This window comes from Stenotrophomonas maltophilia, assembly GCF_004920835.1.
GTDB classification, from domain to species: Bacteria; Pseudomonadota; Gammaproteobacteria; order Xanthomonadales; family Xanthomonadaceae; genus Stenotrophomonas; species Stenotrophomonas maltophilia_AQ.
This window is the reverse complement of sequence record NZ_QFHO01000005.1, coordinates 163,475-175,379: the sequence shown is the minus strand read 5'-3', so window position 1 is coordinate 175,379 and position 11,905 is coordinate 163,475. Positions and strand designations below refer to the sequence as shown.

Sequence of the window (11,905 nt, the reverse complement as noted above, 5' to 3'; positions counted from 1 at the left end):
ACCAATGCTCTTGCTCTTACATTCCCAAATCGAATGGCATATCAATGCCTAGCAGCAAGGAACGAAGAGGACGGTTCGATTTCTATGCCATCAATCTCAATGCGCCATGCCACGTGTGATCGCCGCCGCACGCTGCTTCAGCTGGGCCACGGCATCGGGAATCATCTCCATGCCCACATCCAGGCCCGGGTTCAGCACCAGGCCCACGCCATCGCCGATACCGGCCAGCAGCGCGTGCACCGCGATCGGCATGGCATGCGCAAACTGCGGCAGCTGCTCGTGCCACAGGCCGGCGCGCTCGGGCGCGGTGAACACCGCGAACATCGCCTCGCCGTTCTCGCTGGTCAGCACCAGCGGCGAAATGCTTTCATCCCAGGCACCGTCTTCGCCGATGGCTTTGTCCAGCAGCACGAACGCCGTCGAGGTCAGCAGGCCATCGAGGAACTGGGCCGCGGTCAGCGTGCCGTCCTGGGCCTGCAGCAGGCGCACCTCGAGGTCGTTGAGGGGTTCGAACGGGGTGTCGTGGTCCATGGTCGCTTCCGGTACGTGATTGCAGGACAGACTTTAACAGCCCCGGCCCTCAACCGATGAATCCGTGCCGCCACAGCCAGCCCAGCAGGGCCAGCCCGGTTACCACCACCAGCATCAGCGGCAGGCCGAAGCGATGCCGCCACGGGATCGGCACCCCGCCCAGCTGCTGGTCCAGGGTGTCGGTGTCCAGCAGCCAACCGTGCCCGCAGCGGGTGCAGGCCAGCTCGTAACGGCGCTGGTAGGTGAAGCCGAACAGCAGGTCGATGCGCGCCATCCTGTAGCGCAACTGCGGGGCGAACTCGGTTTCCGTCTGGCAGCGCAGGCAGTGATGCGCTTCGATGGGGCCGACGATCAGCACCCGTTCGTGTTGGCCGATCAGGATCATGGCTCAGTGGCCCTGGCAGGCGGGCTGGGCCAGCAGCCAGGCCTGGGCGGCAGCCACGGTGGCGACCTCCCCCTCGATGCGCTGGTCAGGCTCGATCTTCAACCCATCGCCACGATCATTGCGGTCGCGCATCACGCTGGTGGTCAGCAGCAGGCGACTGCCATCGGCAAGCGTGTGCACGACATTGCCGGTGGAGACACCCGCGGTCGGCTGGCCGAAACTCCGCGCCTGCGGGCGGCCACGCCACGCCAGCACCGAAGCCTCGCCCGAGCTGCCGGTGCGGGTCCCGAACAGCACCGCCACCGGCGCGCCAGGCTGCCGCAGCACATAACCGGACTGGCCGAAATCCAGCAATGGCTTGCCTGCCAGCTGCACAGCGGTCGCCGTCAACGTCCAGCGCTGCGGCCCGTGCGCGGTTTCGAACGAGCCCACGTCCTCGTTGTTCACCACCGAGGTGCGCAGCAGCGGGGCCATGCCCAGCAGCATCGGCCACATGGCGCCACCGCCGTTGTCCCGCAGGTCGACGATCCAGCCACAGCGCGCGCCGTCGTCCTTGCTGCGGATGACCTGCTGCCAGCGCGCGGCACGCTGGATGTCCTGGCGGAATTTTTCCTGCGGCGTCGCGCCGGGCGTGGAGGCATAGCCCTCGATGACCACCCAGCCGATGCGCGCATCCACCGCATCAGCGGCCCTGGCCCGGTCCACGGCGGCGGCACCGGCCTGCTGCGCACGCGCGAGGGATTCGCGCTGGCGCTGGGTCGTTGTCCACGCACCATGGTGGCCGGTGCTGAGCGCAATGGCTTCGCGCAGAACGGCCAGCCGTTGCGCGGGGTCGCCCTGCGCCGATTGCAGGCGTACGCGGGTGGCGGGCCAGTCCACCCGATCGCTATACAGCGCCTGGCGTTCAAGCAGGGCGAGGATCTCGGCCTGGGCCTCCGGCGAGGGTATCTCGACCGCGCTTGGCGTATCGGCCATGGCGCGGGTCGCCAGCAACACGAGCATCAGCGCGCCGATGCGACGCACTCCCTTGCGAACCTGCATGCGACGTTTCCTTGTCGTTGGGTCAGGCGCGCAGGATAGCTCGCGGGTGATGGTTTCCACCATGCGCGAACTGTCGTATCTGGCCCGGTCGCGGGTTGCAGCAAGACAGCGTGCACGCGATCAGCAAATTGCAACTTTGCCCATGTCATCGCCACGTAGAGCGCGAGAAGGTTACCTCCGTCGGCGCCTCCTGCGCTGGCCGGGATTGGCGTCCTGAATGAAGCTACCTGAAGTCGGGCTTGCGACCATGTCGCGGGCTCGAATACTGCACCGTCCGTCGTTCTGCGGCGGGCGCTGCGTGGGGATCCTTCCGATCCGCCGGCTTCGTTTCCTTTGGGTAGCTTCACCGGCACGCCAACCCGCACCGCCCGCCACCTTGCATTCCTGCAGGTGGCCCAGCCTTGTGAGGTTGCTGCCATGACCACGCTCTACCCCACCTACCCACGTCTGCATGTACTGCTCGGTGCCGCAATGCCCGGCCTGCAGCTCTCCAATGCCGCAGCCGAAGCGTTGGAAGATGCGCTCACAGAAGCCCATGAACACGCTCCGCCGCCGGCCTTCTTCGCCCGGTTACACGGCATCGCGCAAAGCCACGCCGCCGATGGTCAGGTCTGGCGCGAACGGCAACTCAGCGATGTGCGTGGCCGGGAACTGGCGGAGGCGACGCGCTGCTTGGCAGCATTGTCTGCGTGCGGCGGGGTACTGCTGGCTGCACAGTCGGCGCGCGAGACAGACGATGCGCAGGCGCAGTGTCCGCCGCAGGTGGAGGAAGGCCTGCTGCACGCGGTGGTGGTGTTGGCCGATCATGCCAGCGCGCTGGTGGCGCCGGGTGAATGCGCGGGGTAATGGCACCGATGGATTCGTGTCGACCAAGGTCGACACCTACCAGAGCAGGGTCATGGCGTCGGCGGAATAGGTGCCGACCGAGGTCGGCACCTATCAGAGCGGGCCACGCCGCCGGGCGTGGCCCGGCGCTACCAATCCGCGCGCAGGCCGATGTTGCCTTCGATGATGCGGCGCTTCTCGTTGCGGTCGCCCCCCAGCTCGCGCGTGTAGTCGGCCACGGCATAGGCGCTGATGGTGCGGTTGAAGCGCCCGACCACACCCACGCCGGCTTCCAGTGCACGCGAACGCTGCGAATTGACGATCACGTCGTCGTCGAAACGGATGCGATCCTCGCCGGAACGGCCATGCCAGTAGTTGAGCTTGAAGTACGGCTGCCAGCCGTTGTCGGCCAGCTGGTAGTCGCCGGCAAGGCGCAGTCCGATGCGGCCAGTCCAGGCATTGTCATTGTCGAAGCGCACGCTCGACACTTCATCGCGGCGATCGTCCAGCGAAGTGCGCTGCCAGATCACCTGCACCTGCGGCTCCAGCCACCATGCGGATTGCCCGAAGTGCAGCAGCGGCTTTCCGGCTTCCACCGACACGCTGGTACCGTCACCGCTCACGCCGAAGCCAAGCCCGCGCGAGGAACGCACGCGACCGTCGTAGCGGCTCTGCATCGCCACGGCGTCGATATAGCCGCCGCTGCTGTCGGTGAACGTCCAGTACAGGCCGACGTGCTTGTCATCCAAACGGCTCTGGCCCACCTGCACGTTTTCCCAGCCCAGTGCCAGGCCGGTGGTCTTGCCCTGCGCACGGGTACGTCCGACAAACACGCCGATCTGGTTGCGATGGTTGTCGTTGGCCACGGCCCACACATCCAGACCGGCCTGCAGGCCCATCACGTCGCCGTCGAAGCCCGGCTGCGCATCGCCCTTCCAGTGGATCTCGCTGCTCTGCCCGACCAACCGGCCCCATGCGGTACGCAGCGCACCCTGGTTGTACAGCAGGCGCTGCTCGCCCTGGCGCTCGTGGAAGGTACCCAGGCTGGCCAGCGAAGCCTCACGCAGCAACGGAGGCACCACCGCATAGGTGGCGGTCTCCACGCGGTACAGCGGCACCACCGCGCCTTCGGCGGGACGCGCACCCGGTGTCGGCGGCGCGCCGGTACCGGGCAATGCACCGCCGGCCACCGGCACGTCAGGCACCGCTGGATCGCTGGGTGGGGCCACCGGCGCGGGTTCTGGAGGCGGCGGTGGCGGTGCGGTCTCGCCCGCGGTCAGGTCCGGATCAGTGGCGCCTTCGGGCGGCGGTGGCGGCGCTGGGGTGATCGGCGGAGGTGGCGCCACCGGCGGCGTCACGGGCGGCGGTGTCGCGCTGCCGCCGCCGTTGGGTGCCGGCGTCGGCCCGCTGACCAACGTGGAGCGCAGATACCAGTTCTCGCCGGTGCCGGCACTGACGCCGCCCTTGAACAGGAAGTACTCGTAGGCACCCGCAGACACCGGCGCGAACAAGGAGAATGCGCCTGCTGCGGTGCTGCCACCATTCAAGGCCTGTACCACCAGAATGCCGTCTGCCAGCGTCGCCGCTCCGCCGCCGCCGGCGTTGAGAATGCCGATGCCGGTAGTGCCGGTTGCGGTGCCGCCATCGATCACCAGTCGGTCGCTGGTGGAATTGTCCGCGCCCAGCACGGTGCGCAGGTACAGGCCACCGCCGTCACCGCGATAGTTGCCGCGGACAGTGAACACATCCCCGGCGCCGCTACCGGTCAGGTCGATGCGCCCTGCATTGACCATCTCCACCAATGCACCACTGTTGAACGGACGGATGGCATGGCCGCCACTGCCTGCGTAGACCGTGCTGGTGTCATCCACGGTGAGCGAACCGGTGCCGCTGGCACTGTCGCCCAGCACCAGATCGCCGTCGAAGTTCAGCTCGGTGCTGTTGGCCAGGCTGATCGCTTCCCAGTTCTGGAAGCGCCCCACGCCTGCGGTCTTTACGTTGTTGAAGCTGAGCCTGTCGTCGCCTGCGCCACCGTCGAACAGCGGCACCGCGCCCATGTTGGCCTGGTTGAGGTTACTGAGGTTGGCTACATCGTTGTCCGGGCCCATGTCGATCGCGCCGTAGACGATGCCGCCGCCATTCCAGTTGAACGTGTCATTGCCGGTACTGAGCAGCACCTGGCCACGCACGGTGCCATCGGTGATGGTCACGCTGTCATTGCCGCCGCTGACGCTGATATTGCCGCCGATGTAGGCCGTACCCGAGATGATGATGGTATCGGTGTCGAAGCCGGTGACCACGTTGCCGTCCACCGTGCCGCCGGACTGGTCCCACAGGTTCTTGTCCAGCTTCATGTTGACCCGGCCGATGCGGCCACCGGTCATCCAGGCCTGATCGCCATCCTCGAACGCGCCGACGATGCGGCCGCCACTCATGCGGAAGGTATCGATGTTGTCACCCTGCTGCAGGGCCCCGACGGTGCCGCCGGTCATGACGAAATCGTCGCGGCCGCTGCCCTGCGTCACCAGGCCAGTAACGGTGCCACCGTTGATCGTCATCTGATCATCACCGGCGCCCTGGTCGACACTGTCGATCGTTCCGTCGTTGAGCAGCAACACGTCGTTGCCATCCCCTTGCAGGACGCCGCCGGTAATGCTGCCGGCCTGCATCTCGAGGCGATCGTTGCCGGCACCGAACTGCACGCCAGTGCGGCCACTGATCGTTCCGCGGTTGACCAGAACGCTGTCACCAGTGCCGACGAACTGCAGGGCCACGTTGTTGCCCGTGCTGATGCTGCCGCTGTTCTCGACGCGGCTACCGCCACCAAGTTGGACGGCTACACCCCCCGTCGAACTGATCGCCCCCAGATTGGACAGCAGGTGACCACCTGCACCGACGAGCGAAATCGCACTTCCGCCGCCGCTCTGTTGCAGCTGTGCGGCATTGGCGACGTTGACGATGATGCCGGCCGCGCCACTGGCGGTGATGGGAACGGTCTGTGGATTCGGCGCATTGGCATCGCAGGTGACTGTCTGGCCGGCGGTCGGTGCCGAGTTGTTGCAGCCGGCCCAGGCGCTGCTGGCGGTCATCAGCATGACGGACGGGACGGCCAGGGCCTGCAGCACGGAAACGGTGAGGCGGCGCGGACGGAATGCGCGCGGGACGGCATGGGTCATACAGCACTCCTGGACAGGGGATCAGGAACTGCGGACATGCGTTACTGCGCAGGCAGTCTGCCGTGTGGTGAACGGTTCCGATAGGTGAAATTACGTGCCAGCCATCACAGTTCAGATGCGAACTTGATCGGGCATCACCTCACCTCTACCTGGCTGAAACTGTTCATCATGGCGGCGGGAGCGAGCCAGGCGGAGAGCATCCACGCGTGGTGTGGATCTACCGTCCCATGTGGTGGATCCACGCCATGCGTGGATGAAGTGCCATCAGATCTTCAGATAGATCTTCCGCCGGTCCAGCCACCACGCCACGCCCCACCACACTGCGACGAACGCCAGCGCCTGCAGCATCGATGCCAGCTCGAGCGCCTGCGGCATCGCGGTGGCCAGCTGCTGCCAGATCCAGCCCCAGGCACCGGTCGCCATCAATGCCACCGACATCACCGATGCCCCGAGATACGCGGTGATCGCATTGACGCCGAAGCGACGGCCCAGCGCCGGCCAGCCCTTCTGGTCGATCAACACGTGGCCCAGCCACAGCGCCAGCGCGGCCAGGCCGCCGGCCCACAGCACGTAGCTGGGCGTCCACAGCTGTTTGTTCAGCGGCAACACGATGGCCAGCAGCAGGCCGAGCACAGCTGTCGCCACGCCCAGCCCGGCCAACGCCGCCGAACGCCCGTTGCGCAGCAGGCCACCGGCAAGCAGGCCGAGCACCGTGCTGGCAAGCGCGCCCAGCGTACTCAGCAATCCTTCCGGGTCATGTCCGAGCCCGGTATCGGCATGCCACTGGTAGATCCACGGTGCGAACAGCGTGGTATCCAGGCGGCTGGCCGGGTTGGTCCATGGCGCCAGATCACCGATGCCCAGCAGCAACACGGTATAGCCCACCAGCAGCGCGACCAGCACGCCGGACTGCACGCGCGGCCGTGCATACACCGCCAGTACACCCACCAAGGCTGCGCACACCGCGATCCGTTGCAGCACGCCCCAGATGCGGAAGTGATGGGTATGCAGCGCCCACCAGATCAGCAGATGCAGCAGCGCACCGGCCACCAGGATGCGCAGTGCGCGCTCCAGAACGCCGCGCGCCAACGCGGGTCGCGCCGCCGTGTCCAGCGCGCGTGGCGCCACGCTGAAGGCCATCGACACGCCGACCAGGAACAGGAAGAACGGGAACACCAGATCGGTGGGCGTGCAGCCATGCCATTCCGAATGACGCAGCGGCGCAAACACCGCGCTCCAGTCACCCGGGTTGTTGACCAGCAGCATCGCCGCCACGGTGATGCCGCGCAGGGCATCGATCGAGCCCAGCCGGCGTGGCGGCGTACTGTTCATCAGGCAGCCTCGTACTGTCCGGCAATCCAGGTACCACGCACCTGCAGGGCATCATCCAGCAGCACCAGGTCAGCCTGGTAGCCCTCGGCGATGTGACCCAGACGATCGTCAACGTTGAGGAACTGCGCCGGATAGGTCGAGGCCATGCGCGCGGCTTCTGCCAACGGCTGGCCGAGCAGTTGCACGGTGTTTCGCACGGCAGTGGCCATGTCCAGCGCCGAGCCGGCCAGCGAACCGGCGGCATTGCGCACCACGCCATCGATGGCGGTGATGGTTTCGCCATACAGCACATAGCTGGGTTCATCGGCACCCACCGGTGGCATCGCATCGGTGACCAGCAACAGGCGGCCGCGCGGCTTGGCTGCCAGCGCCACGCGCAGGCTGGCCGGATGTACATGCACGCCATCGACGATGATGCCGATCCAGCTGTCGCGGTCTTCCAGCGCAGCGCCAACCGCGCCGGGCTCACGCCCCTGCAGCGGCGACATCGCGTTGTACAGATGGGTGAAGCCACGCACGCCGGCATCCAGGCCGGCACGGATCTCTTCGTAGGTGCCTGCGGTGTGCCCAGCGGCAACGATCACACCGCGCTCGACCAACGCACGAATGGTTTCCAGCGGCACGCGTTCCGGTGCCAGCGTCAGCAGGGTCACGCCGTTGTCCAGCGAGGCGGCCAGCGCGATCTCATCTTCGTCCGGTACGCGGAACTTGCTGGCATCGTGCGTGCCCTTGCGCGCCGGCGCGATGTACGGTCCTTCCAGATGGATGCCGATCACGCCTGGCACACCCTGCGCGATCGCCTCGCGCATCGCATCGATGGCTTCACGCATCACGCCCACGTCATCGCTGATCAGCGTCGGCAGCATCGCGGTGGTACCGAAGCGGCGGTGCGCCTGCGCGATGGTGCGCAGTGCCGCCACGTCCGGCGTGTTGTTGAACAGCGCACCACCACCGCCATTGACCTGCACATCGATGAAACCGGGCAGCAGCCAGCCACCGCCCAGATCAAACTGCTCGGCAGCCTGGCCCAGTTGCGGCGCTGCATCGGGCAGCAGCGCGCTGATGCGTCCGTGCTCGATCACCACCGCCAGATCATCACGGAACTCGTCGCCGGCAAGGACGCGAGCGTTGCGCAGGACCGTTGCCATCACACCGTCTCCGTGACCTTGTTCAAGTGCGGCGGCAGGTCCGGGTTGAAGCCACGACGCAGTGCCAGCGCGTTGATCGCGCGGTAGAAGCTCTGCACGGTCAGCAGCGGTGCGCACAGCGGGTGCGGCGCGGCGGCCACCGGCAGGTTGCCACCGGCACCGGCCATCCACACTTGCGCGCCACGCGAAGTGAATTCTTCGACGACAGCACGAGTGCCGGCGCCGGTTTCGTCGGGCTGGGCAAAAGCCAGCACCGGGAAACCGCGATCGACCAGCGCCATCGGGCCGTGCTTCACTTCGGCCGAGCTGTAGGCCTCGGCATGCAGGCTGCAGGTTTCCTTGAACTTCAATGCAGCTTCCTGCGCCGCGCCGAGCCCCAAGCCGCGCCCCAGCACGAACAGATTGGTCGCCTCGACCAGGCCCTCGGTCACCGGCGTCCAATCGCACTGCCAGGCCTCGCGCATCGCATCCGGCAGCAGATCCAGCGCATTGCGCAGGCTGCTGTCCTGCTTCCAGTACGCGGCCAGCTGCAGCAATGCGGCCAGCGAAGCAAGGTAGCTCTTGGTCGCTGCCACGCTCTTCTCGCCACCGGCATGCAGCGGAATGACCGTGTCGGCCAGCTGCGCCAACGGCGAATCCTCGACATTGACCAGCGCGATCACGCGCGCGCCGGCCGCCTTGGCGGCCTCGGCGTTGCGCAGCAGGTCCGGGCTCTTGCCCGACTGCGAGATGACGATGAACAGCGCGCCGCGCAGCTGCAGCGGTGCGGCATAGACCGACCCCACCGACGGCGAGGCCGAGGCCACCACCAGGCCCAGCTGGGTTTCCAGCAGGTACTTGCCGTAGGTGGCGGCATGGTCGGAGCTGCCACGGGCACAGGTGACCACGAACGGCGGCGGCGCCGCGCGCAGGCTGGCGGCCAGGGTCTCCATGGTGGCGTGGTTGCGCGAGAACTGGCGGGCGACCACGTCGGCCGCTTCAGCGGCTTCGGCGAACATCAGGGTGGAAGTGGGGTCTGACAGCGACATGGCAGGCTCAGGCAGGATCGGAAGGAAGGGGGCGTGCGCCGGCCGGGCGCATCGGCGCGGTCGAACCGCGCACCACCAGCTGCGGCACGAAGCCCTGGTTGTGCAGCGGTGCCGGCGCGTCGTCGTAGGCGTCGCTGCGCAGCTGTGCGATCAGCAGGCGCGCGGCATGGCGGGCGATGTCTTCGGTGGCCTGCTTGGCGGTGGTCAGCGGCGGCCATGACTGGCGCGAGAACGGGCTGTCCTCGAAGCCGGCGATGGACAGGTCGTACGGCACGTTCATGCCGGCCGACTTCGCTGCGGCCAGCACACCGGCGGCGATTTCGTCGTTGGAACCGAAGATGGCCGTGGGCGGTTCGCGCAGCGCCAGCAGGCGGCGCGCACCACGGAAACCATCGTCGAAGGTGTAGTCGCCCTGCACCACCAGGTGCTTGTCCACGGTCATGCCGTAGTCCTTCAGCGCGGCTTCGTAACCGGCGTAGCGCTCGCCCGAGGAACGGTGCGAGATGCCCCCCCAGAGGAAGCCGATGCGCTGGTGGCCCAGCTGGATCAGGTGCTCGGTGATCTCATAGGCGGCCTCACGGTCGTCGACGAACACGCAGGCGCCGTCGGCCGGGTCTTCGGTGGCGGCGATGATGCGTACCAGCTTGATGCCGCGCGCGGTCAGCGCCTGGATCAGGTCACGACGCTCGGACATCGGCGCGGTCAGTACCAGACCGGCCAGGCGCGAACGCTGCACCCAATCGGCCAGCTCGTCGGCCAGCAGCGGCGAGCTGGAATCGCAGGGATGGATCTGCAGGCCGAAGCCGGTCTCGCGGCACGCGGCCAGCACGCCGTTCTGCACGCCGATGATGTGGTACGGGTTCGGGTTGTCGTAGACCAGCCCGATCACGAAGGTGGTGCCACTGCGCAGGTTGCGCGCGGACGGATCGGGCTCGTAATCGAGTTCGGCGATGGCACGCAGCACCCGTGCACGGGTGGCCTGCATCACCGAAGGCTCGTTGTTGATCACCCGCGAGACCGTCTTCAGCGAGACCTTGGCCTTCTCCGCAACGTCCTTGATGGTCGCTCTGCGCATCGGTTTCCCCTGGGGTTGGCTGCCGTCCATCATCGCCGATCAGACCTTGTCCTGCGGCAGGCCGGCGCGATGGCCGATCACCGAATAGAACAGGATGTACAGGTAGCAGGGCACCATCAGCAGCACGAACACCAGCTGGAAGTCGATGTGCTGCTTGAGCACGGCGAACAGCTGCGGAATGATCGCGCCACCGGCAATGCCCATTACCAGCAGCGCCGAGCCGGTCTCGGTGAAACGGCCCAGGCCGCGGATCGCCAGCGGGAAGATCGCCGGCCACATCATCGCGTTGGCGAAGCCCAGCAGGGCCACGAAGGCCACCGACACATAGCCGTGGGTGGCCCAGGCACCGAGGCAGAACACCACGCCCAGCACCGCCGAAATGGTCAGGTAGCGCGACTGCGACACGACCTTGGGGATCAGCAGCAGGCCGACCACGTAGCCCACCAGCATCGCGCCGAGGGTGAGCGAGGTGAACATCTTGGTCTGGTCCAGCGGCAGGTCGAAACCATGGCCGTAGGTGCCGATCGCATCACCGGCCATCACCTCAACGCCCACGTAGACGAACAGGCACAGCACGCCCAGCCACAGGTGCGGGAACTGGAAGATGCTGCGGCGCTCGGCGGCACCGGCAGCCACCGGCGTGGCGTTGGCCTCGGAGGACTTGATTTCCGGCAGCGGCGAGAACAGCACGGCCACCGCCAGCACCACCAGCAGGCCGGCCATGGCCAGGTACGGCGCGTGGATCTTGGCGGCGAATTCGTTGAGCAGCTGCGCCTTGGTGGCTTCGTCCGCAGCGGCCACCGTGGCCGACAGGTCACCGATGCCATGCAGCACCACGGTACCGATCAACACCGGAGCGAGCATGCCGGCGATCTTGTTGCAGATGCCCATCAGTGCGATGCGGCGTGCCGCGGTCTCGATCGGGCCGAGGATGGAGATGTAGGGGTTGATCGCGGTCTGCAGCAGCGCCAGGCCGCTGCCGATCACGAACAGGCCACCGAGCGCGCCCGGGTACCAGCGCTGGGTGGCGAATTCGCCGAACAACGCGGCACCACCGGCCATCACCAGCAGGCTCAGGCTCAGGCCCTTCTTCATGCCGGTGCGGCGCAGGATCCACGACGCCGGCAAGGCCAGGAAGAAGTAGGACAGGTAGAACACCATCAGCACCAGGAAGGCGCCGACCTCGCTGAGTTCGAAGGCCAACTTGACGAAGGTGATCAGCGGACCGTTGAGCCAGGTGAAGAAGCCGATCAGGAAGAACAACACGCCAACGATGGCGATGGAGGTGGCCACGTTCGGGCGCGCGCTTGCAGCGGGGACGGCGGACATCAGGAGGGCTCCTGCGGCGACGGCCGCAGAACGCG

The 11,905-nt window shown here is 67.0% G+C and carries 10 protein-coding genes; 1 reads left to right on the top strand and 9 read right to left on the bottom strand.

Annotation, left to right across the window (positions count from 1 at the left end; genetic code table 11):
• Positions 1–96: 96 nt before the first annotated feature.
• Genes DI041_RS06200 through DI041_RS06190 form a run of 3 tightly spaced genes read right to left on the bottom strand, consistent with a single transcriptional unit; the run spans position 97 to position 1,957 of the window.
• Positions 97–531, bottom strand: coding sequence for an SseB family protein (locus DI041_RS06200; protein ID WP_136638968.1), 435 nt, complete (start codon positions 529–531; stop codon positions 97–99).
• Positions 532–580: 49 nt separating this feature from the next.
• Positions 581–916 carry a hypothetical protein gene (locus DI041_RS06195; RefSeq protein ID WP_136638967.1) on the bottom strand — a complete coding sequence of 112 codons (336 nt, stop codon included), beginning with the start codon at positions 914–916 and terminating at the stop codon, positions 581–583.
• A gap of 3 nt (positions 917–919) precedes the next feature.
• A complete protein-coding gene (locus DI041_RS06190) occupies positions 920–1,957 on the bottom strand; it encodes a S41 family peptidase (protein WP_136638966.1) in 1,038 nt (345 codons plus the stop codon).
• A 417-nt stretch (positions 1,958–2,374) separates the two neighbouring features.
• Between DI041_RS06190 and DI041_RS06185 the strand changes: the two genes are divergently transcribed.
• Positions 2,375–2,803, top strand: a complete 429-nt coding sequence (locus tag DI041_RS06185; RefSeq protein WP_136638965.1) for a hypothetical protein — start codon at positions 2,375–2,377, stop codon at positions 2,801–2,803.
• A 128-nt stretch (positions 2,804–2,931) separates the two neighbouring features.
• Here DI041_RS06185 and DI041_RS06180 read toward each other — a convergent pair whose 3' ends face one another.
• From DI041_RS06180 to DI041_RS06155, 6 genes are all read right to left on the bottom strand, one after another.
• A complete protein-coding gene (locus DI041_RS06180; RefSeq protein ID WP_136638964.1) occupies positions 2,932–5,958 on the bottom strand; it encodes an autotransporter family protein in 3,027 nt (1,008 codons plus the stop codon).
• A 264-nt stretch (positions 5,959–6,222) separates the two neighbouring features.
• Positions 6,223–7,290: an acyltransferase family protein gene (locus tag DI041_RS06175; RefSeq protein ID WP_136638963.1), complete on the bottom strand. Its 1,068-nt coding sequence runs from the start codon at positions 7,288–7,290 to the stop codon at positions 6,223–6,225.
• Complete coding sequence (nagA, locus tag DI041_RS06170) at positions 7,290–8,438, bottom strand: N-acetylglucosamine-6-phosphate deacetylase (protein ID WP_136638962.1); 1,149 nt, start codon at positions 8,436–8,438, stop codon at positions 7,290–7,292. Before nagA ends, DI041_RS06175 begins: the two co-directional genes overlap by 1 nt.
• A complete protein-coding gene (locus DI041_RS06165) occupies positions 8,438–9,466 on the bottom strand; it encodes an SIS domain-containing protein (protein ID WP_136638961.1) in 1,029 nt (342 codons plus the stop codon). The genes nagA and DI041_RS06165 overlap by 1 nt, the downstream gene beginning before the upstream one ends.
• A gap of 7 nt (positions 9,467–9,473) precedes the next feature.
• Entirely contained in the window at positions 9,474–10,541 is a 1,068-nt protein-coding gene (locus tag DI041_RS06160; protein WP_006391719.1) for a LacI family DNA-binding transcriptional regulator, read from the bottom strand.
• Positions 10,542–10,580: 39 nt separating this feature from the next.
• A complete protein-coding gene (locus tag DI041_RS06155) occupies positions 10,581–11,870 on the bottom strand; it encodes a sugar MFS transporter (RefSeq protein WP_006391721.1) in 1,290 nt (429 codons plus the stop codon).
• Between the last annotated feature and the right edge of the window lie 35 nt (positions 11,871–11,905).